Origin of the sequence: Salipaludibacillus aurantiacus (assembly GCF_900111295.1) — a bacterium.
GTDB lineage: Bacteria > Bacillota > Bacilli > Bacillales > Salisediminibacteriaceae > Salipaludibacillus > Salipaludibacillus aurantiacus.
Genome location: NZ_FOGT01000028.1, coordinates 1 through 19,651 on the forward strand (window position 1 = coordinate 1; position 19,651 = coordinate 19,651).

The 19,651-nt window shown below is 43.3% G+C and carries 25 protein-coding genes and 1 other RNA gene; 1 reads left to right on the plus strand and 25 read right to left on the minus strand.

The genetic code is table 11. The features are described 5' to 3' along the window. Nucleotides 1–270: 270 nt before the first annotated feature. From BMW59_RS20490 to BMW59_RS20590, 21 genes are all read right to left on the minus strand, one after another. Nucleotides 271–537, minus strand: coding sequence for a pro-sigmaK processing inhibitor BofA family protein (locus BMW59_RS20490; protein WP_093056075.1), 267 nt, complete (start codon nt 535–537; stop codon nt 271–273). A gap of 22 nt (nt 538–559) precedes the next feature. Continuing rightward, nucleotides 560–772 (minus strand): hypothetical protein, encoded by a 213-nt coding sequence (locus tag BMW59_RS20495; protein WP_093056077.1) that lies wholly within the window; start codon nt 770–772, stop codon nt 560–562. A 19-nt stretch (nt 773–791) separates the two neighbouring features. Then, nucleotides 792–1,013 carry a DUF2508 family protein gene (locus BMW59_RS20500; protein WP_093056079.1) on the minus strand — a complete coding sequence of 74 codons (222 nt, stop codon included), beginning with the start codon at nt 1,011–1,013 and terminating at the stop codon, nt 792–794. 88 nt (nt 1,014–1,101) lie between these two features. Further along, complete coding sequence (gene recR / locus BMW59_RS20505; protein WP_093056081.1) at nt 1,102–1,698, minus strand: recombination mediator RecR; 597 nt, start codon at nt 1,696–1,698, stop codon at nt 1,102–1,104. A 151-nt stretch (nt 1,699–1,849) separates the two neighbouring features. Next, the gene (locus tag BMW59_RS20510; RefSeq protein WP_093056083.1) at nt 1,850–2,161 is read right to left on the minus strand and encodes a YbaB/EbfC family nucleoid-associated protein; all 312 of its coding nucleotides are present in this window, start codon (nt 2,159–2,161) and stop codon (nt 1,850–1,852) included. A gap of 31 nt (nt 2,162–2,192) precedes the next feature. Further along, the gene (gene dnaX / locus BMW59_RS20515) at nt 2,193–3,923 is read right to left on the minus strand and encodes a DNA polymerase III subunit gamma/tau (RefSeq protein WP_093056136.1); all 1,731 of its coding nucleotides are present in this window, start codon (nt 3,921–3,923) and stop codon (nt 2,193–2,195) included. Between the two features lie 307 nt (nt 3,924–4,230). Further along, nucleotides 4,231–4,496: signal recognition particle sRNA large type (gene ffs, locus BMW59_RS20520), an RNA gene on the minus strand. Nucleotides 4,497–4,678: 182 nt separating this feature from the next. Continuing rightward, entirely contained in the window at nt 4,679–4,843 is a 165-nt protein-coding gene (locus tag BMW59_RS20525; protein WP_093056085.1) for a YycC family protein, read from the minus strand. A 57-nt stretch (nt 4,844–4,900) separates the two neighbouring features. Beyond that, a complete protein-coding gene (tadA, locus tag BMW59_RS20530; RefSeq protein ID WP_093056087.1) occupies nt 4,901–5,398 on the minus strand; it encodes a tRNA adenosine(34) deaminase TadA in 498 nt (165 codons plus the stop codon). Nucleotides 5,399–5,616: 218 nt separating this feature from the next. Next, the gene (locus BMW59_RS20535) at nt 5,617–6,135 is read right to left on the minus strand and encodes a TlpA family protein disulfide reductase (protein WP_177174456.1); all 519 of its coding nucleotides are present in this window, start codon (nt 6,133–6,135) and stop codon (nt 5,617–5,619) included. A 30-nt stretch (nt 6,136–6,165) separates the two neighbouring features. Next, nucleotides 6,166–6,294, minus strand: a complete 129-nt coding sequence (locus BMW59_RS20540) for a CcmD family protein (protein ID WP_093056091.1) — start codon at nt 6,292–6,294, stop codon at nt 6,166–6,168. A gap of 12 nt (nt 6,295–6,306) precedes the next feature. Then, the gene (locus tag BMW59_RS20545) at nt 6,307–7,041 is read right to left on the minus strand and encodes a cytochrome c biogenesis protein (protein WP_177174457.1); all 735 of its coding nucleotides are present in this window, start codon (nt 7,039–7,041) and stop codon (nt 6,307–6,309) included. A gap of 3 nt (nt 7,042–7,044) precedes the next feature. Then, nucleotides 7,045–7,734: a heme exporter protein CcmB gene (locus BMW59_RS20550; protein WP_093056093.1), complete on the minus strand. Its 690-nt coding sequence runs from the start codon at nt 7,732–7,734 to the stop codon at nt 7,045–7,047. After that, nucleotides 7,731–8,432 (minus strand): heme ABC exporter ATP-binding protein CcmA, encoded by a 702-nt coding sequence (gene ccmA / locus BMW59_RS20555; protein WP_093056095.1) that lies wholly within the window; start codon nt 8,430–8,432, stop codon nt 7,731–7,733. Before ccmA ends, BMW59_RS20550 begins: the two co-directional genes overlap by 4 nt. A gap of 20 nt (nt 8,433–8,452) precedes the next feature. Then, on the minus strand, nt 8,453–8,851 hold the full coding sequence (locus tag BMW59_RS20560; RefSeq protein ID WP_093056096.1) for a hypothetical protein: 399 nt from the start codon (nt 8,849–8,851) through the stop codon (nt 8,453–8,455). A gap of 3 nt (nt 8,852–8,854) precedes the next feature. Continuing rightward, nucleotides 8,855–9,229 carry a hypothetical protein gene (locus tag BMW59_RS20565; RefSeq protein WP_093056098.1) on the minus strand — a complete coding sequence of 125 codons (375 nt, stop codon included), beginning with the start codon at nt 9,227–9,229 and terminating at the stop codon, nt 8,855–8,857. Between the two features lie 17 nt (nt 9,230–9,246). Next, a complete protein-coding gene (locus tag BMW59_RS20570; RefSeq protein ID WP_093056100.1) occupies nt 9,247–9,735 on the minus strand; it encodes a cytochrome c-type biogenesis protein CcmH in 489 nt (162 codons plus the stop codon). Between the two features lie 13 nt (nt 9,736–9,748). After that, nucleotides 9,749–10,234 carry a cytochrome c-type biogenesis protein gene (locus BMW59_RS20575; protein WP_177174458.1) on the minus strand — a complete coding sequence of 162 codons (486 nt, stop codon included), beginning with the start codon at nt 10,232–10,234 and terminating at the stop codon, nt 9,749–9,751. 14 nt (nt 10,235–10,248) lie between these two features. Further along, nucleotides 10,249–12,228 (minus strand): heme lyase CcmF/NrfE family subunit, encoded by a 1,980-nt coding sequence (locus tag BMW59_RS20580; RefSeq protein WP_093056104.1) that lies wholly within the window; start codon nt 12,226–12,228, stop codon nt 10,249–10,251. A gap of 31 nt (nt 12,229–12,259) precedes the next feature. After that, nucleotides 12,260–12,715 (minus strand): cytochrome c maturation protein CcmE, encoded by a 456-nt coding sequence (locus tag BMW59_RS20585; RefSeq protein WP_093056106.1) that lies wholly within the window; start codon nt 12,713–12,715, stop codon nt 12,260–12,262. A 15-nt stretch (nt 12,716–12,730) separates the two neighbouring features. After that, entirely contained in the window at nt 12,731–13,741 is a 1,011-nt protein-coding gene (locus BMW59_RS20590; protein WP_093056108.1) for an SHOCT domain-containing protein, read from the minus strand. Between the two features lie 380 nt (nt 13,742–14,121). On the opposite strand from BMW59_RS20590, the gene BMW59_RS20595 reads away from it, so the two are divergent. Continuing rightward, complete coding sequence (locus BMW59_RS20595) at nt 14,122–15,198, plus strand: cytochrome-c peroxidase (RefSeq protein WP_093056110.1); 1,077 nt, start codon at nt 14,122–14,124, stop codon at nt 15,196–15,198. A gap of 166 nt (nt 15,199–15,364) precedes the next feature. Here the strand turns inward: BMW59_RS20595 and BMW59_RS20600 are convergent, their stop codons facing one another. The 4 genes from BMW59_RS20600 to opp4B all read right to left on the minus strand — a co-directional run bounded on the left by BMW59_RS20600 (nt 15,365) and on the right by opp4B (nt 19,611). Continuing rightward, nucleotides 15,365–16,816: an ammonia-forming cytochrome c nitrite reductase subunit c552 gene (locus tag BMW59_RS20600; protein ID WP_177174459.1), complete on the minus strand. Its 1,452-nt coding sequence runs from the start codon at nt 16,814–16,816 to the stop codon at nt 15,365–15,367. A gap of 24 nt (nt 16,817–16,840) precedes the next feature. Further along, nucleotides 16,841–17,350 (minus strand): cytochrome c3 family protein, encoded by a 510-nt coding sequence (locus BMW59_RS20605; RefSeq protein WP_093056111.1) that lies wholly within the window; start codon nt 17,348–17,350, stop codon nt 16,841–16,843. Nucleotides 17,351–17,732: 382 nt separating this feature from the next. Further along, entirely contained in the window at nt 17,733–18,635 is a 903-nt protein-coding gene (opp4C, locus tag BMW59_RS20610) for an oligopeptide ABC transporter permease (RefSeq protein ID WP_093056113.1), read from the minus strand. Nucleotides 18,636–18,645: 10 nt separating this feature from the next. Further along, on the minus strand, nt 18,646–19,611 hold the full coding sequence (gene opp4B / locus BMW59_RS20615; protein WP_093056115.1) for an oligopeptide ABC transporter permease: 966 nt from the start codon (nt 19,609–19,611) through the stop codon (nt 18,646–18,648). Nucleotides 19,612–19,651 lie beyond the last annotated feature (40 nt).

Genomic DNA, 19,651 nt, shown 5'->3' on the forward strand with positions numbered 1-19,651 from the left:
AATTCATTGACGGGATATATTAAATATCCCACTTCGCTTGGCTTTTTGTTTAGTTTTCAAAGGTCAAAATAACCAAAGTCGTTTTTTAGCGACTTAATCATCATAACACCTTCAAATAATTAAGTCAACAACTTTTTTTATTTTTTTAATTTCGGCTGTTCGTTTTATGTTTCCTCTTCAACAGCGACAAGTAATAATATACCACGCAGGAAAATAGCCGTCAACACTTTTCAATAAATAAATTAAATAATTTTAAGTCGTTTAGAAAAGTTACCGTATAAGCAGCATATCAGTAAAAATTAACGCAATAATTCCAGGCACTCCAAGGAATCCGGATACAGATGCTGTAAACACGTTGATCGGCAAATGGTAATCGAATGCAGAACCGAACGTATTTAAGAAAAATAAGAGCAGGGCACCAATAAGCAGCCTGACTGCTCCTGTCCCGACAAACTTTAAGAACTTAACAGGTGCTCCAATCATCAGCAGAAGAAAAATCATCCCTGCAAGCAAAGATAACATGACTAAAGGTTCCATATGAAGACATCTCCTTTACTTATTAAAGATCAACCTTCTCAGCACTTTCTGCAAAGACGGTCCCTTTAATGTATGTCCTCACCTCTGTAAATAGAACAAGCTCTCTGATATCACCCTGCCGGAATCCTTCCGGCTTATTATAAGAAGCCCCACATTGGCTCTTAACTGAAACAATCAGCTCACAGGGGAAAATCAACACTGGCTTTGCTTCCCTGGTTGCTGATTGATTTTTCATTCATTGTCATGCTCTTCCATTAATAGATGGTCGTTTTCCTTACTCTTGCTTCCTTTAATAGAAATAAATATTTCGCCCTCTCCAGCCGGGCTCTGCTGTTTACATACCCCTCTGAGTCAATGGAGTTCTTGAGATATGTTTCATACTCTTCTGCTTTAGTCTTAATTTGCTCTAACGCTTGTATTAGTTCCTGGTCTTTTTGAAGACGGAGTTTCCTCTTCTTCTTAGCTTTTTTAAACATTTAACCCCCACCTCAAATATCTTTTCAGGTTATCCTCTCTGACGAAAAACATTGCAGCCTGCCAGGAAAACTCGCTTAAATTTAAAAATTACAGCTCCCGCCGGCCTTCTATGGCCTTGGATAAGGTCACTTCATCTGCATATTCCAAGTCTCCTCCTACAGGAAGTCCGTGGGCTATTCTAGTTACTCTGATTCCTGTCGGTTTGACCAGACGGGAAATATACATCGCTGTTGCTTCCCCTTCAATATTAGGGTTTGTCGCAATTATAAGTTCCTGAACTGTATCATCCTGAAGACGCTTCAGTAAATCGGGAATATAAATATCTTCCGGCCCGATTCCATCTACAGGAGAAATAGCGCCATGAAGCACGTGATACAACCCGCCGTATTCTCTCATTTTTTCCATTGCGATAACGTCTTTAGATTCCTGTACTATGCAGATTATCGAGCGGTCACGCCCCTGGTCATCACAAATTCGGCAAGGGTCCGTGTCTGTAATGTGGTGGCAGACCGAGCAGTATGTCAATTCACGTTTAGCATTCACAAGAGCTTTAGCGAAATCCAGCACATCGTCTTCCTTCATATCCAGTACGTAAAAAGCCAATCTTGCGGCTGTTTTTGGTCCAATCCCCGGTAAACGCATAAACCCTTCAATCAGTTTAGATATGGGTTGAGGATATTGCATCTGACACTTCCTCCTTTCACGCTAACTATATATATTAATTTCACTGATATATCCTTAAGCCTGTAAATTAATTTGAGAAATACGCAAGATTAGAAAAGACTTGGCTTTTCGTCACCAAGTCCTCCCTTTCATAATAACACCTTTTCAGCTTTTACATCATGCCCGGCAGGTTCATGCCTTTTGTGAATTTACCCATCTTTTCATTTACTACGTCATCCACTTTATTCAGCGCTTCATTTGTAGCAGCTAACACTAAATCTTCCAGCATTTCTACATCATCGGGATCGACGGCTTCTTCATTAATCTGTATATCAAGGATCCGCTTTTCTCCGCTCGCAATGACTTTCACCATTCCGCCTCCAGCAGTTGCTTCAACTGTTTCTTCTTTTAACTGCTCTTGGGCTTTCTGCATATCTTTTTGCATTTTCTGCATTTGCTTCATCATATTACCCATGTTTTTCATGTGAACATCTCCCTCTTTTATTAAAAGTTTTTTATTCTTTTATTTCCAGTAAATCTCGGCCGACTAATTTGACAGCTTCATCGATAACAGGGTTTTCTTCTTTATGTTCTTGAGCAGGCTCTCCTTCTGAAGAACTGCTTCCATTTGTTTTCTGTTCTTTGACATATGCTTCTTTAACTTCTTCCCAGTGCGCCGCAAGAATAGTGAGCATGTTTAAATCTTTTTGCACAGTTACTGTAACGGCCTCTTCAACTAAATCTCTGAATTTCTCACCAACCATATCACGGTGCATTTCATTACGGAAAGCAAGGACAAACTGATCGTCTGAACAGGCCACAGGTTTACAGTCATTCAGCCATGCCGAAGCAGGGACACTTTTCTGTTTAACCTGTTCAATAATCTGGCCCCAACCGCTGTGAAGCGTCTGGAGATTTTGTTTTGTTGCACTGTGCAGCATCTCTTTTACTTTTTTGGTATGAGCACGGCTTTTAGCACTGCTTGGCACAGGTTTAGGTTTCTGCCTTGCCGGTTCAGCTGCGGCTGCGCCTTCTGAACTTTGCGCACCTGCCTGCAGCCTTTGTAATGAGGATTCCAGCTGTTTAACCTTCTTTTGCAGGGAAATAATCGTTTCATTATGGTCCAGGTCGACAGGTGCCCCGGAAGAACTCCCCCGGCCGCTTGTTTTTTGACAAGCCTGGACAACGAACATCTCGAGAAAGACTTGGGGATGGCTCGCCCATTTCATTTGCTGCTGAAAGTGGTTAAGTTTATCCATCATTTCAAAAACCCAGTTTTCGTCCAGCTCATCAGTTATTCCTTTGAAAGCTTCGTCTCCCGTCAGCCGGTCCAATGACTCTTCCAGTTCAGGGGCAGCTTTGACCATAAGTACATCTCTAAAAAAGAAAATCAAGTCTTCAATAAACCGGTTCGGATCTTTCCCTTCCTTCATTAAAGTGTCAATTGCTTCAAGGCCTTCGGCAACCTCCCCGGCTTGTATGGATTTTACTACATGATGAAGCAGCTGCTGGGAAACGGCCCCGATAATGGATAAAACGTCCTCTGTCTTCACTGCTTCATCTGCATAGGAGATAGCCTGATCCAACAAACTGAGAGCGTCCCGCATCCCGCCTTCAGAGGCACGGGCGATGAGGGACAGGGCGTCTTCTTCCACTTTCACATCGCTGTTTTCTAAAATTTCTTCCATACGTTTAAGCATGGCATGGGCCGAAATACGTTTGAAGTCAAATCTTTGGCACCTGGAAATGATAGTAAGAGGAATTTTGTGAGGTTCTGTCGTAGCAAGGATAAAGATGACATGCCTCGGTGGTTCCTCCAGCGTTTTTAAGAGCGCATTGAACGCCCCTGTGGACAGCATATGCACTTCGTCAATAATATAAACTTTAAAACGGGCTGCACTCGGAGCAAACTTTACTTTATCTCGGATATCCCGGATTTCATCAACCCCGTTGTTACTGGCAGCATCTATCTCCATAACATCTACAATACTGCCGTCCTGAATGCCTCGGCAGGTGTTGCATTCGTTACAAGGTTCAGCCACAGGCGCTTTTTCACAGTTAATAGCCTTTGATACAATTTTGGCAGCACTTGTTTTCCCTGTCCCACGGGGCCCTGTAAATAAGTAGGCGTGAGAGAGCTTTTCCTGAACCAACGCATTTTGTAAAGTTTTTGTAATGTGCTCCTGGCCAACCACATCAGCCAGGCGCGCCGGTCGCCACACCCGGTATAACGCTTGATAACCCATATCTCTCAACCTTCCCTCTTTCATTCCCTGGGGCACACCCCTCCCCAGGAAGGGAACGGCTGCCTGTCGTTCTAATTCTTAATTCATTCCTTATTATACCGATACAGAGAGAGGATTTCAAAATGAATCTTTAAGAAAAGAATACCTTCTGAAAAATATTAGTTAAGCCGTTTTTCCCTGTAACTATTCTTAAAATTTGCTCATTTCGGCGTTTTCTAAATGGTCATTTACACGAGGAAAGCTCCTACCCTGAACAGCAAAAAAGCTGCCCTTGCAGGACAGCTTTACTGATAATCATATTAAAATGCCGTGCACCTTTCGTCGATCACAGGCTCTCAAGCGTTACCTGAGCAGTTTGCTCGAACCAGGCAACTCCGCGGCACACGGAAGAACCCGCTTACTGCTGCTTCCTTCCGGACCTGACAGGGTTCACGGGATTCCGTTGCGCGGAACCCGGTTGTCAACACCACTTACTCAGGGCAGACCATGAGAACCTGTAACCTCGGAAAGGGATTCGGCCTCGCTATAGCGGATTGCGAGTACAGGGCACCGCTACCTCCCCGCTTAGCACGACAAAGTTGATAATATTTTCAGGTGTGCTTGTTCCTCCTAGTGGGAACTAAGGCGACACATATAACAGTATAACGGTTTTTTAATATAATTGCAACAGGTAAACCTAAACGAAATAATAGTAAAATTTAAAAAACAAACTAGTCGTATAAACCGCGTCATTTCTTAGCAGTGACGCCCATGAGTTACTCTTCTTTTGAATCTTTCTTTTCCGATCCGTCGCTGTTTTCAACTTTATTTAATTTTTCCATTAAAATATGCGGCGGTGTATGCATCACATGCTCCAGCGGCATATTTAGCTTTTTAGAGATCATTTGTGCCGTTTCCAGTGAAATCTGGTTCGGTCTCATAAAGTCTCCCTCCTTTTTTTCATAGTCCTATTTTAAATCATACCCTATATATTGCTCTTACTCACCTTGTTGCGGCTTTTTTTTCTTTTTAGCCCTGAGTCCGCGGAAAAAGTCAGTCAGAAGCTGGCCTGTTTCTTCAGCCAGAATACCGCTTTTTACAGGGCTCTGATGGTTGAAACGCGGTTCATCCAGAAGGTTCATAAGTGTGCCGCAGCAGCCAGCTTTAGGGTCAGATGCTCCATAGACGACCCGGTCGATCCGCGACTGTATTATCGCACCGGCGCACATAGGACAAGGTTCCAGCGTGACATAGAGCGTGCACCCTTCCAGGCGCCAGCTTCTTTGTGACTGGCATGCCCGTTCGATAGCAAGCAGCTCTGCATGAGCCGTGGCCGCCTGGTTTTGCTCCCGCTGATTATAGCCGCGGGCTATAATTTCACTTTTTTTCACAATGACGGCTCCGATAGGCACCTCACCTAAAGAACGCGCTTTCTTTGCTTCATTTATAGCTTCTCTCATAAAATCGATATCTTTCTGAATTCCGAACGTTTCCATAACCGCCCCGCCTTTGTAAGTCTTTCAGCATAAAAATTGTACGATTTTTTCAATAAGATAGCAAATGCTTACTCTAAAGGCGAGAATTCCACAGGGATTAAGCCTGGTCAGAAGAAAATAGCTTCTATTATCAAAAAGACATCTGAACAAAATCCGTAAAATTTGTTCAGATGTCTTTAAGATCACTATTCTTTTGTCTCAGTCTCCGTTGAAAATTACTAGTTATTCAATAAATCGCTGACTTTTTTGGCCATAACATCTCTGTTGACTGAACCGACGATATGGTCTGCTACGACACCGTTCTCATCTATGATTACTGTTTCAGGCTGGCCCACAATTCCGTAACGCTGGGAGACCTCCAGGTCAAAATCAAACACATATGTTTTATTATCGTACCCGGTTCGTTCAATAAAGCGCTCCACAGCCCTCTTAGATTCTGATTTGACCACAGTAAAGACATAGACTTCATCTTGGAATTCCTCTGTAAATTGCATCATTTCCGGAGCCTGTGATTCACAGGGCTTGCACCACGTAGAGAAAAAATTTAAAACTACCGGCTTTCCTTTATATGCGTCCAGCTGATATAACTCTCCCGCCTGATCCTCTAATTCAAAGTTGTATGCTTCATCCCCGATCCCTACCGTATCACCTTGAACTCTCAGGCCTATGACGAAGGTGATGAGGATACCTATTACAAATAATCCGGTTGCCGCCTGGATCCATCTTGTTTTATTCAACAGAAACCACCTCCCTCATCCCTTATCAGCCTAGTCTTCTTTCATCTCGCGCAGAAAGTTTATTTCTTTCATTGCATCGTTCTGCCTTTTTCCGATCATCCACACATAACCTGCAATCAAAAGCCAAATAACTGAATACGCTGCAAATAAATAAGTCATTATTATTCCTCCTCAGCTAATCATTTTTTCTTGCTCTTTTGCTTTTAATTTCTTCACTTGCAACTTAAGTTTTTCGACATATAGTCCCTTTTGTAAGAGAATGAAATAGATGAGAGTTAAGGTGAAAACTGAAAAGATTAACGTAAAGAGCATGCTTGGTTCAAGCCCTCCCCCTGCGCCTTCAGCGCCTTCCGACATGACGACCGGGTGAAGGTTAGATTCCCACCAGCGGATTGACATGTAGACAATTGGCACGTTTACAAACCCTATAATTCCAAATACTGAGGCCAGCCGGGCTCGTTTCTGCCATTCCATGTCGAGATTACGAATCATAATGTAAGCAATGTACATAAAAAAGAGTATTAACGTCGTTGTCAGCCTCGGCTCCCATGTCCACCACGTGTTCCATGCTGACCTTGCCCAAATTGGGCCTGTAGTGAGAACTATTGCAGTAAACACAACTCCAATTTCGCCGCTTACCCCTGCGATAAGATCATATTTCCGTTTTTTTGTAAATAAGAACAACAGACTGAACACGAATACAATGAAAAAGGCGAAAAAAGCATTCCAGGCAGACGCCACATGAAAATAAAAGATTTTCTGCACGGGCCCCATGATCCGTTCCACAGGCGACCAGATAAATACAAGGTAGAGAGCTGCTAATGTCATAGGCACAGCGGCAATAATAAGAGCCTTATGAAGCTTCGTAGGAAGTAACCCTTTCATCTCTTCACGGTCTTGTGTCATTTCTTACACCTCCAGCACATATTCAAATAATAAAAATCCAGCTGCAAAAAAGATGACATCATACGCTCCCATCAGCTGCATCCAGCTGAGGGCGGCCGCCGCCCCCTCTTGCTCTGTTAAAACCAGTCTGGTCGCCTGGACCGCAGCAATGATCACTGGTGTAACCAGAGGAAACAGGAGAATCGGCAAAAGCATTTCACTGCTTTTTGCGTGAGAAGCTAATGCGGCCAGCAGAGTCCCAACAGCAATAAATCCAAAAGTCCCTAAAAATATAATAAGAAGAAAATAAAGAATGCTGCTGTATGCGGGGACTTGAAAATCAAACAGTAAAAATAATAAAGGAATAGAGACAACCTGAACGAGAAGAACAAACACAAGATTAGCCAGAAACTTTCCTATATATATACCTGACGGATCTACCGGTGCCACCATCATCCCGTGTAAGTGGTCATGCTGCTTTTCCGTTGTAAATGACCGGTTTAAACCAAGAATCCCTGCAAAAATGGTAATGACCCAGATCATCCCGGGAACGAGGGCGCTGACTGCCTGATTGGACGGGTCAAATGCGAAACTGAACGTGACAATGACCAGTCCGGAAAATATTAGCATCGTCGTAATCGTCTGTTTTGTTTTCCACTCTGCATAAAGGTCTTTCCGGGCAATAGCAAGGGCAGGAGCAAGCAGATGTTTCATAATGTAGCCGCCTCCCCTTCATACAGTGAATGGATCCAACTGACAGGCCGTCCGCGTATTAGCTCATCTTCAGCGATTCTTCCTTTCCTGAGGACCACTGCCCTGTCACACACTGTGCTGATCTGTTGAAAATCATGCGTAACCATAATGATGGTTACTCCCTCGGCTTTCAAATCAAGCAGCAGACGGTTAAAAAGAGAGACAGCCTGCTGGTCAAGCCCTGTATGAGGTTCATCCAGAAGCAGAATTTCAGGTTTATGAAGAATAGCCCTGGCGATTGCCAGTCTTTGAATCATTCCCCTTGAAAATGAGCGGACAGGCTCATGTTTAAAATACGCCAGGCCTACGTCCTCAATAAGCTTATTAATTCGTGTATCAGGCGAAGAAATATGATACAGCCTGGCAAAGAATTTAAGGTTTTCAACGGGTGAGAAAGCATCATACAGGAAGCTTTGATGACCAAGATAACCAAGCACTTTCTGCTGCTCAAAATCATCTTTTTTTCTCGGCTGCCCCTTTAGAAAGATTTCTCCTGAAGAAGGTTTAAGAAGGCCGGCGACAATTTTGAGCCAAGTGCTTTTACCAGCTCCGTTTGTACCTAAAACCGCTACCGCTTCCCCTTTATTCACCTTTAGATTAACTCCGCGAAGGATCATTTTTTCACCTATTGTTTTTGTCAGTGCTTTAGTTTCAATCATGCTGATCCCCCGCTTCCTCGTTAATTTAAGAAATCATTAAGCTGTTTTTTCACTTGATGAAGATAGGTTTTATATCCTGCCGCTTTCTGCTCGTAATCTTTCTCATTCAGTTCACCGCGGTCAAAGGCTTCTTCTAGTTCCAGAAGCTTGCGCAGCGTTATCTCTTTCTTTGCCATCAAATCCTGAAACTGCTTTTCCTGTTTATCGTTTTTCCAATTATCTTCTTTCTCCCGGTGCTTACGTTTCACATATAGAAAATAGCTGACTCCAAAGACGATGATAACGATGAACAAAGCTGTCATAAGGTGAGGGTCAAATCTGGTAAGAGGGGAAGCGTACCACATTTTCATATGACCTTCAGGGTGGAGAGACGGGTTGAAACTGGCAGGCACCCCTGTTGTTGACATGTTTAATAACATCGCCTACTCCCCCTTTCGCTTTTGCCTCATTTCTTCGAGCTCCCGGTTAATTTCATCATCGATTGTATTGTCTGCCTTCCCAGTTTCAGAGTCAGCTTTTTTATCAGGACTCCCTCCTGCGTAAGCCTCTTCCTTTAGCTTACTGGCAGCAATACGTTCATATTGAGCCTTTAAGGTTTGGTAATCTTTCTCCGGAAGTTTCCCCATATTAAATTCCATTTCCAGTTCATTTATTGTCGCGTAAGCCTGCTCCAGGGTCATACTGTCCAAATCGTCTTTCACCTCGTCCCGCCGCCACTCTTTTTTGTTTGTAAAGAATGGCTGGATAACCAGGTAAAGACAGAGACCGACAATCAGTGCACTTACGAAATATCCCATTGTTACCACACCCTATTTCAAAAATGCTTTCGTTTTTCTTCTTCTATAATGGCGCGAATCACTTCATCTTCTGTATTTTCACCCGCGTTTCGCTCAGCCGGTAAGGGTGCCTTTTCCCGCCTTTGGTTATTCACCTGATTTTTTATTCTCAGGATAAACGCGGTACTTCCAGCCCCGAGCATCAGAATGGGAATAGTCCAGGCAAGAATGCTGAACCCTGATTTGTTAGGCTCCCTGAACCCCTGTTCTCCATACATCGCTTCATAATCTTGAAGGATTTCCTCTTTGGTGTAACCGTCATTTAGCATCTCTGCAATTTCTTCATAATAACGCTGTTTAGTCGAGCATGTGGCTAAATCATGTTCACTATGCCCTTCCATAGAAAGGTAACCTGCGATTTCTTTTACTTCTGTAGAGTTTATATCATACGCTTCTTGTCCGTACGCTGTTGAGAACGCTGCTGCCAGAATGACATAAATAATAGCTGTGATTTTTAATGTGTGCATTGCTCTTCCCACCTTAAAAATGCTTTTTACGCTCTTCTTCAATCAACGAGTTGAGAATGTCCTTTTCTGCTTCATCTCCATCCCCGTCATCCTTTGGAGTAACGTGGTTTACACCCTTTGATTTCCTGACCCACTTTCTGATTAGAAAAGTCACACCCCCGCCGGCCCCGGCAAGAAGAATGAATGGCGTGACCCACGCCGTAAGACTAAAACCGCTTTTTTCCGGGGCGGTTAAAATTACTTCGCCGTACATAGTGACGTAATGGTCTTTAATCTCGCCTTTTTCATAGCCCTCATTCAACATTTCCAGTATTTCTGTTTTAAACTGCTCATTTAAACCGCAGCCGTCCATGTTGCATTCAAAATGGTCCTGACCGCAGCCGCATAAACACATAAACTGAGAGGTGCTTTCACGGAATTCAGGTGAGTTCCTGTCATAACCGCCCTGAGCCATGGCAGGAACAGAGACAATAAGCAATACCGCCAAAATCATCAGCATACGGGAAGCCATCATTAATGCACCTTCCTTTCAGGTCCGGCATATCTCGGAGTAACCTGGCCGTAACGGCCGCCCCAGATAGCGAAAATTGAACCAATCACAAGCACATAACTTCCGATCCAGATCCATTTCACCAGCGGGTTAACTTTTACCTGAAAGGTAGCTCGCTGGTCTTCTTCCCACCCGCTTAAAACAACATATAAATCTTCACGGAGGGTGCTTCTTACAGCCACTTCAGTCGATGGCTCCTCCCAGTTTAAATAGAAAATCCTTTCCGGCTGAATATACCCTAGTTCCCTGCCGTTTTCTTCAACCGCGATATTAGCAAAAACAATGTCATTGACTCCTTCAGTACGCTGTCCTAAATTCTCGTAAGTCAGAGTATAGCGGTCAATTTCCATAGATTCACCGATACTGAGAGTTTCCATACGTTCAACGTCAAAGTTTGATCCGACAATTCCAAAAGCAATTAAGGCAATACCTAAGTGAACAATATATCCGCCGTAACGTCTCCTGCTTCGAATCATCAGCCTGAAAAGTGCTACCGGCACAGCTTCTTTCGTCACTTTCCGCCTCGCTCTCGTCCCTCTGATAAACTCCACCAGATGAGTCAAAACCATAAATGAGATGATAGCAAACGCAATGACCGGATAAGCATTCCGTATTCCCATAATGACAAGCACAGCGGCTACAGCTAAACTGATGACAGCAGGGATAAGAAAGTTATCCCGGATGTTTTTCATGCTTGACCGCTGCCATGCGATAAGCGGGCAAACCGCCATTATAAACAGCAGTGCCAGAAGAATCGGTGACATGACTGTATTAAAGAAAGGAACGCCGACAGTCACTTTCGTTCCCCGTACCGCTTCACTGACGAGCGGAAACACCGTGCCCCAGAAAACCGCGAATGTGGCACCGAGAAGAATCAGGTTATTTACCAGAAATGAGCTTTCTTTAGAAAGAAAAGATTCAAATTGCCCTGTATCTTTTTTAATCAGGTGGTAACGGCTCATAAGCACATACATCGACAGAATAACCATAAAAGCCATGAAGACTAGGAAGTAGGCCCCTAAGTTTGTTTCCCCAAATGCGTGGACTGAGGTAAGTACACCGCTTCTCACAAGGAATGTACCGAAGAGCGTTAAGGCATAAGATAAAATAATTAAACTCAAATTCCATACTTTCAGCATGTTCTTACGCTCCTGAATCATGACGGAGTGCAAGTAAGCTGTTACAGTAAGCCAAGGCATAAATGAGGCGTTTTCCACAGGGTCCCAGGCCCAGTAGCCTCCCCACCCGAGTTCTGTGTAGGCCCAGTAGCCGCCGATTACATTACCAAGCGTGAGAAAAGCCCATGCGATTATCGTCCACCGCCGTGTCATTTGAATCCAGAAAGCATCCATACTTTTTACAATTAAAGACGCAATCGCAAATGCAAACGGCACCGCCAGCCCCACATATCCCAGATATAGTGTCACAGGATGGAAAATCATGCCCGGATCCTGCAGCATCGGATTTAACCCTCTTCCTTCGGGAGGGACCCCATCCATTAATGCAAATGGCTGGGTAACAAAGCTTAATATGAAATAAAAGAATATGACATTCAGCATCATAATGCTGATAATATAAGGTGTCATTGGATTCCGTATCATTTTTCTTGAGAATGCAACCATCGCGCTGTACATAGCGAGGAAGAAAGTCCACAAAAGCAATGATCCGGCATTGCCAGCCCATAATGCAGCCAGTTTATACATCACAGGAAGGTCTGTGCTTGTGTAACGGTAAACATATTCAAATTGAAGCTGGCTTGTTCCCAGCAGGACAAGCATAAGAATCATTGAGATGCTTGCCAGGATAAATATACCCATCGTCGCTCCCTTACCGCTATCGATCAACCGCTGGTCCTGTTTTTTAATTCCCAGGACATATGCGGCAAACGCATAAATGGATAGAAAAAAAGCGAGGTAGATGGAGACGTTTCCGATAATATGCATGGTGCTCACCTACTTTGCTGAATAATTAGGGTCAGTCCACTTCCGTATTTAAGTCGATATCCATTTCTCTGTGTAACTCTGGATCGTACTTATCAGGATCTTCTCCTTCATAAACGGAAGGACATCGGGTTTGCACCTTTTCCGCTTCGAACAATCCATCCTCCTGGGTGTAGCCATGGACGATCACTATCACATCGTCTGAAAAGTTATCAGGCTGCACACCATGGTAAAATACTGGAAGCACAAGACCTTCTTCATCTTTAATTTCAAAACGAAGCTCAATCTCATCAGGGTTCCAGTCAACTGATCCCTCTACCAGAAAACCCTCTGTCGTAATATATCTTTCTTCAAATTCCTCAGGCTGCTGCTTCAGCTGCTCAATAGGTACTTCTGACCCGCTGGAGGCAGGGGTTGCAGTAATTAATAAAATTAAAATACTTAAGAATATCATTCCTCCGCCAATCAGCACTTTTGTATTTTTTTTCATCTCTGTCCCCTCCTGTTAAGATGAGCGTTTAGAACGTTCTTTTCTGTACGTTTCTTCATCGATTTCTCCGCGAATCAATTTCTGCCTTAATGCTTTAGTATCAATCTCATCCGGTTTACTTTTGCTGCGCGGTTTCGTATTAGCTGGCGTCGGTGCCGTTTTTCCCCTGCTCCTTAGACCGAAAAAGACGAAGATCCCTGCAATAATAATTGAGAGGCTTATCATTACCGCACTTTCTGTATCTATTAGAGGAGAGCCTCCTGATCCGGCTGCTTCAGGTGCCGCGTCATCCCTGAATTGTGCGTGGACATCATCATCAGGGGGTGTTTGACTCTCCAGTACTTCCAAAGTTGTCATCGTGTCTTCTTTATCGTAAGACACTTCTAAATCAAATGATGTTCCCGGCTCAGCCGGCTCTCTGTCAAAAGCATGCACAGGGCCGCCTAACATTTCAGTCTCTCTGTCTGGTTCTTCACTTAGAGTGAAGTTTTCAGCCCCGTAAGGTTCTACAAACAACAGGTTGAATGTTTCAGCTGGTAGACCGAGATCATAACTATATGAAAACTGCTTCTGCTCCCCTTCTGCACTGGGAGCGAAAAAATATTCAATAACATACCGGTAGGTGTCACCTTCTTCAAGGCTCTCGCCAGGGCTCCAGACCAGTTCACCAGTTTCTTCATCGAGCGAAGCTTCTACATCTGTCACTGTATTGTCTTCATTAAAATAACCGACTAATGACAACTCAAAGGAAGGTTCATTAACAGGGACAGCGACTCGGATCTCACCTTCGAACTCTTCATCTGACTCATTTGTTAAAATTCCGTGTTGGCCGACAAGAACAGCAGGCTTACCTTGTTCCCAACCCTCAGGTTCAGCATACTGAGGCATCACCTGGATGACCAGTTCTTTATAAGCAAGCGCTGGATCCATCTCTTCTGCCTTAGCCGCCCCGTTCCAAGGCAGGAAAAAGAAACCGGAAATCATCGTCCATAACATCGCTAATGAATAAGCCTTTGTTTTTTTCATAGGTCTCTTCCTTTCAGTTTCATTTCTTTGTACTTTGACTTTATAATGGTTCAGCTGTTTTAACTGTGATGCAGATCACAAAATAGTGAGGCAGAATTGTGAAGGTTGTTCATAATTGATAAGAGAAGATTACAAGTGGTATTAATTAATAATTATTATTCCATTTTTATCCTATCATAGCGGTTTCTGCTTGGAACGGTTAAAGTTTGAAAGGTATGTGAATTTAACTTACCACAATTTAGTGTGATCAAAGTCACTAATTGGAAAATGTTTCAAAATGTTCAAATTTACGAAAGTTCCTGAAGAAACTCTTATTTATAATAATAATTAAAAAGGAGGAATGAAAAATAAATAATCAATTTTAATAAGGAGGATGACCCATGAAAAAGAAAGCTGGATTAATAACAAGTTTTGCTGTTATTACAACTCTTTTAATTGCCTGCGGAGATACTGAAGATGCATCCTTACCGACAGAGGAAGCTGATGGGGCGGAGAATAATGGAGCGGAAACGGTTCATGACGACTCTTACGAAGAACTGGCCTCGATGTACCAGCCTCTAGGAAATATGGAAATTCCCGAGGACAACCCTATGACGGATGAAACAATTGAGCTGGGAAAAACGATGTTTTTTGATCCCCGTCTATCAGGTGATGATTCTTTAAGCTGTGCGTCCTGCCATATACCCGCCTTGGGATATGGAGATGGAAAACCGGTTTTTGAAGGCTTTGAAGGCGTAGAGGGACCTAGAAATACTCCTACTATCATTAATTCTGGTTATTATACCTCCCTGTTCTGGGATGGACGGGCCGATTCTCTTGAAGCTCAGGCATTGGGGCCGATTGAGTCACCAATAGAAATGAATCAGGACCTTGATGAATTAGTCGTCCAGTTGGCTGCAATTGATGGCTATGTGGATATGTTCGAAGAAGCGTTTGATGACGAAGTGACCGTTGAGAACATAGGGAAAGCTCTTGCAGCATTCCAGCGCACGATTGTGATTGATGATACTCCTTTCGACCACTTCCTTGCCGGAGATTACAGTGCATTAACTGAAGAGGAATTAAAAGGAATGGAATTGTTTGCGGGAGATGCCGGCTGTATATCATGCCACAGCGGCCCGAACTTATCAGATGACAGCTTCCATAATATCGGCATGGAAACAGGAGATGAAGGACGTTATGAAGTAACAGGCGATGAAGCGGATAAAGGCGTTTTCCGTACTCCCGGCTTATACGGTATAGCTCACCGCAGTCCGTATATGCACAACGGAAGCCTGGAAACGTTGGAAGAGGTTATTGATTATTATGATCACGGCGGAGATGATCACCCGAATAAAAGCGCTTTAATGGAAGAATTAAATTTAACTGAAGAGGAAAAAGAAGCACTCCACGCATTTTTAATGGCCCTGTCCGGGGAAAGCCCTCATGTGGATGTGCCAGCTCTTCCTGAAGACTAGTATTATTTACATGCCAAGCCCCCGAGTTAACTGCGAGCCTGTTACCGGTCTCGCGCTTATGCTTAAGAGTGCAAGCGAGTATTTTTGATCACTATATAAAAAGGAATGACTCTCAGGGGAGGGCCATTCCTTTTTTAGCTGTGTTTAGAACTAGTCTCTTTACTGGTTAATCTTCTAATTCAAGGACGTTAGGGAAATAGTCGTTTGTCGCATGGGTATGTTTCAAATCCGGATCTTCTTCATCATAAACTGTCTGGACAATCTTATCCATTTCTTCTTCCAGTTCATTAAAGTCGATTTCCAGCTTTGTCAGCTCTTCTATGGCTATGCGGATAGCTTCGTTTGAAGCATCTGAAGACGTCCTCATCGCATCCATTCCTCCTTGAGGATTATGGAAACCGTCTGAGTTTTCTGCAGCTATAATATCCCAGAACCATTGCCCTTTACGGATATACCATTGCGCCTCTTCAATTCGTTCTTCAGGAGCACCTGCCGTAATCATGCGGTTAACATAATAATGAGCTCTGACAGAGTGTTCCTGTGTTTCGTGCATTGCTTCCAGATGACGATCCTGAATATTGTCTACTCTTTCGACAAGTTCTGATTCTGATTTGTCGGAGTGGCAGGTACGGCATGTCTGTTCTACATTATCCATTGGAGAGGTCCAGTGGTGGGATGTGATCTTTTTTGAACCGTCTGTTCTTTCATAAGGCATATGACAGTCGGAACATGAGACGCCAGCTTCACCATGCGGGCCATAGCTCCATTGTTCAAATTCCGGGTGCTGCGCTTTCAGCATCGGAGCACCTGAAATACTGTGTATCCAGTCATAATCAAAACCTTGTTCAATTGCCTGATTCTCTTTGTATTCAAACATATCTTCAGGTTTCAAACCGTTATCCCACGGGAAAGTTACTTTTCCATGTTCAGGTTCGAAGTAGTATTCAACGTGACATTGGGCACACACATAAGAACGCATATCATTTTTGCTTGCTTCCGTTACATCAATACCTTGACGTTCCATCGCATTTGTAAAGGACGGACGGGTAATTCTCAGCTCCATTGTTACCGGATCATGACAGTCTGAGCACCCGATGGACAGGTGGCCGTGCTCACCAAGTTCATCCACTTCATGTCCTTCACCATATGCAAGTGTTCTTGGAACAATTTCTTCTTTAAAGCTGGCTCCCCAGTAGTCATCTCCCATTTCTTCAAGAAGCAGAGGAACAGCAGTACTTTTGCATGTCATACAAGACCCTATAGATTTATCATTAATCCGTGCAATATTCATGACATCTTCAACTGCATATGTGTGACCTCTGGTCAAATTATATTCAAGCATAAAACCGTAGTTGTGGAATAAAATCGGAAGGTTCGGTTCTATTTCTTTAACAAACTTACTCGTGTTTTCATCTTCCGGCGTCATATTTTTTAAGTAACTTTCATAATGCAGCGGGAATTCGTCTTTAAATGCTGTATTTAAGATTTCGTCCGGAGATAAGCCTGTCGTTTTATCTTCGCTCTCCTGGGCTTCTGAACTGGCACATCCGGCTATGATTACCAGGCTCATTGCCATGGACAAAAAGAGAATAAGCTTTTTTCTCGATAAAAACCCCATCTTCTTCACCCTCTCTAAATGTTATTAACTTCTTGCCTCGTATTCTCCAGGCTCGAACCAGTCAGCAGGCTTATAGCGTGTGTTTCCATGAGGCACGTGACGGTGGCAATCGATACATCCGCCTTCTTTCACATCATGAAACTCAACATTATCCAGGCTTGCTTCATGGCAGCTGATGCAATTGGCTTCTATAACTTCCTGCGAGCTGTCAGTAGCATGAATAACATCCGGTACGTCTTCCGACCCGAGCGTATTCATATACATATGACTGACTCCTGCTTTAGCTTTAAAAGCAACCTTGGATGTTAAACTATCCCTTGGGGCATGACAGTCATTACAGGACAATGTAGCGTGGTTCGATTCACTATATGATTGATAGGCAGTATCCATAATGTGACAGCTTGCACAAAATTCAGCAGAGTCTGTTGCTTTCATGGATCCTGCAGTACCAGCAAAAAGAGCAATTCCTAAAAAGACACCCCCTAAAATAAACAGTAACGCCCGCTTGTCGATTAACCGACGAAGTTTTTTCAACCCCTTCACCCCTTCCTAAAATATAGAGTCCGCTTCATTTTCATTGTAGAAACTTTCTCCTAATCTCAACGTGATACTAATCACATTAAATATGAAGAAAATATGAACATCTGGAAGCACTCTTTGTCGTTTTTTTTGGGTGAGGATGAATTATTGTTGATAGATTAATTTATCACTATAATGCAAGTTTTATTGAAATTAAATGTATTAATGGCGAATTTGTGAAAAGTTATCAAAAATGATGCCTGAAAAACAGCTTAAATAAATTTGGCTACTTCCCAGACTTGGAAAAGCCTCAGACGTTTTATCCTTGAAAATAACTAAACTTTTAAAGTACAAAAAAGAGATGAAGGCAAGACCTTCATCTCTAAATATTAAAGGATTATCGTAATGATTTAGGGTTAAAAGCGTCTTTAATCCCCTCACCAATAAAGTTAATTGCAAGAATCGTAAAGGTTATAGCTAATCCTGGCGGCACCCAGATCCACCAAGCATTCCTGATGACGTGTGGCTGTCTCGCTTCCTGCATCATATTCCCCCAGCTTGGCGTTCCTGAAGGCACACCGAAACCGAGAAAACTTAACGCTGTCTCAGCAACAATCATGACCGCAAGTAAGAGCGTTGCTTGTACAATGATCGTCGTCATAACGTTTGGAAGGACGTGTTTCCTGATGACTTTGAAAGGTGTTCCGCCGATTGATATGGCAGCCATCACGTACTCATTTTCCTTCTCTGACATCGTTTTACTTCGGACTACCCTTGCCGCTCCTGTCCAGGACAAAACACTTAAAACAGCGATTAAAGCCCATACACCTGCTTCCCTGAAAATAGAAGCCAAAACAATGACGAACACAAGAAACGGGAAGTTCATTATGAAATCTGTAAAACGCATAAGCACGGCATCGACCCAGCCTCCGTAAAATCCGGAAATAGACCCGATGATAGTGGCAATTGTAACGACCGCGAACATACAGACAAATCCGATAGTCAAGGACGTTCTTGCCCCATAAAGGAGGGAGGTCCATACATCGCGTCCTGCATTATCCGTTCCGAGCAGGTAGTCTCCCCCCGGAGGGCTGTTCCTGTTAATAATATCTACACGAGAAGGATCAAAGGGCGCTATGACGGGTGCCAAATAAGCTAAAATAGTAACCACTACGAGAAAAATCAAACTAATCATTGCCAGTTTATTCTTAAACAGTTTTCTTCGGGCTATGGCCCAAGGGGACTGTTTCTTTGCTTTCTTTTCTAACTCTTCTGCTTTTTTAGTATCTATTGCTGACATATCAACACCCCTATTCTACCCTGATCCTTGGATCAACCACGCCATATACTAAGTCAGCAATTAAGTTTCCGACCAGTGTAGCGACAGAAAGCATCAAGGTAACAGCTACGACCACAGAAGAATCCCGGCGGTCAATGGAGGAAATCAGTAGTTCACCGATGCCCCGGTAGGCAAATACTGTTTCAATAATTACTGCTCCACCGATAATACTGGCAATATCGAATCCGAACAGCGTCACAATCGGAATAATCGAATTCCGCAAAATGTGTTTGTTATAAATGTTATTTTCTGTTGTTCCTTTAGCTCTCGCCGTACGTACATAATCCTTTTGCGAACTTTCAATTATATCATTTCTTAAAAATTGGGTATAACTGGCTGTTGTCAGTCCTCCAAGCACAAGAGCAGGTAATGCGGCATGGTGCAGCCTGCTTAAATAGTACTCGAACGTACCAGCAGTCACCCCTGATCCGACACTTCCCGTCGCAGGGAACCAGCCCAGTTGAAACGAGAAAAAGAAAATAGCAAATATTGCAGCGACAAAACTTGGAATCGCAAGCATGAGATAGTTTATTCCCTGTATCCCATAATCTCCAGGGGTATATGGATGTCTTCCGGCATATCGTCCCATAGTAAACGCCAGTATGTAAGTAATTATTAGCGACAGAACCGACAGCAGTATCGTGTTCGGGAGTCTCTGTCCAATCACTTCTGTAACGTCCATCCTGTGAACAAAAGAACGCCCGAAATCCCATTGAACAACGCCGGCCATCCATCGGCCGTACTGAACATGCACAGGATCATTTAACCCTAAACGTTCTCTCATTTCTTCAATGTATTCCGGATCTGAATTGGCTGGATCGATTTGCCCGGAAAGGGCATCCCCTGGCATAGCTAATGCCAGGGCAAATACCACCACAGAGATCATGACCATGATTGGAATCATGATGAGTATTCTTCTTAAAGTGTAAAGTAACATGATCATTTCTCCTTGATTAGCATGGTTTCATGCATTCTTT

What these genes read in the sequence shown, in the direction of transcription:
- BMW59_RS20490 (WP_093056075.1), bottom strand. Translation starts at nt 537, where the DNA reads ATGGAACCTTTAGTCATGTTATCTTTGCTTGCAGGGATGATTTTTCTT.
- BMW59_RS20495 (WP_093056077.1), bottom strand. Translation starts at nt 772, where the DNA reads ATGAAAAATCAATCAGCAACCAGGGAAGCAAAGCCAGTGTTGATTTTC.
- BMW59_RS20500 (WP_093056079.1), bottom strand. Translation starts at nt 1,013, where the DNA reads ATGTTTAAAAAAGCTAAGAAGAAGAGGAAACTCCGTCTTCAAAAAGAC.
- recR (WP_093056081.1), bottom strand. Translation starts at nt 1,698, where the DNA reads ATGCAATATCCTCAACCCATATCTAAACTGATTGAAGGGTTTATGCGT.
- BMW59_RS20510 (WP_093056083.1), bottom strand. Translation starts at nt 2,161, where the DNA reads ATGAAAAACATGGGTAATATGATGAAGCAAATGCAGAAAATGCAAAAA.
- dnaX (WP_093056136.1), bottom strand. Translation starts at nt 3,923, where the DNA reads ATGGGTTATCAAGCGTTATACCGGGTGTGGCGACCGGCGCGCCTGGCT.
- BMW59_RS20525 (WP_093056085.1), bottom strand. Translation starts at nt 4,843, where the DNA reads ATGAGACCGAACCAGATTTCACTGGAAACGGCACAAATGATCTCTAAA.
- tadA (WP_093056087.1), bottom strand. Translation starts at nt 5,398, where the DNA reads ATGGAAACGTTCGGAATTCAGAAAGATATCGATTTTATGAGAGAAGCT.
- BMW59_RS20540 (WP_093056091.1), bottom strand. Translation starts at nt 6,294, where the DNA reads ATGACTTATTTATTTGCAGCGTATTCAGTTATTTGGCTTTTGATTGCA.
- BMW59_RS20545 (WP_177174457.1), bottom strand. Translation starts at nt 7,041, where the DNA reads ATGACACAAGACCGTGAAGAGATGAAAGGGTTACTTCCTACGAAGCTT.
- BMW59_RS20550 (WP_093056093.1), bottom strand. Translation starts at nt 7,734, where the DNA reads ATGAAACATCTGCTTGCTCCTGCCCTTGCTATTGCCCGGAAAGACCTT.
- ccmA (WP_093056095.1), bottom strand. Translation starts at nt 8,432, where the DNA reads ATGATTGAAACTAAAGCACTGACAAAAACAATAGGTGAAAAAATGATC.
- BMW59_RS20560 (WP_093056096.1), bottom strand. Translation starts at nt 8,851, where the DNA reads ATGTTATTAAACATGTCAACAACAGGGGTGCCTGCCAGTTTCAACCCG.
- BMW59_RS20565 (WP_093056098.1), bottom strand. Translation starts at nt 9,229, where the DNA reads ATGGGATATTTCGTAAGTGCACTGATTGTCGGTCTCTGTCTTTACCTG.
- BMW59_RS20570 (WP_093056100.1), bottom strand. Translation starts at nt 9,735, where the DNA reads ATGCACACATTAAAAATCACAGCTATTATTTATGTCATTCTGGCAGCA.
- BMW59_RS20575 (WP_177174458.1), bottom strand. Translation starts at nt 10,234, where the DNA reads ATGCTGATGATTTTGGCGGTATTGCTTATTGTCTCTGTTCCTGCCATG.
- BMW59_RS20580 (WP_093056104.1), bottom strand. Translation starts at nt 12,228, where the DNA reads ATGCATATTATCGGAAACGTCTCCATCTACCTCGCTTTTTTTCTATCC.
- BMW59_RS20585 (WP_093056106.1), bottom strand. Translation starts at nt 12,715, where the DNA reads ATGAAAAAAAATACAAAAGTGCTGATTGGCGGAGGAATGATATTCTTA.
- BMW59_RS20590 (WP_093056108.1), bottom strand. Translation starts at nt 13,741, where the DNA reads ATGAAAAAAACAAAGGCTTATTCATTAGCGATGTTATGGACGATGATT.
- BMW59_RS20595 (WP_093056110.1), top strand. Translation starts at nt 14,122, where the DNA reads ATGAAAAAGAAAGCTGGATTAATAACAAGTTTTGCTGTTATTACAACT.
- BMW59_RS20600 (WP_177174459.1), bottom strand. Translation starts at nt 16,816, where the DNA reads ATGGGGTTTTTATCGAGAAAAAAGCTTATTCTCTTTTTGTCCATGGCA.
- opp4C (WP_093056113.1), bottom strand. Translation starts at nt 18,635, where the DNA reads ATGTCAGCAATAGATACTAAAAAAGCAGAAGAGTTAGAAAAGAAAGCA.
- opp4B (WP_093056115.1), bottom strand. Translation starts at nt 19,611, where the DNA reads ATGTTACTTTACACTTTAAGAAGAATACTCATCATGATTCCAATCATG.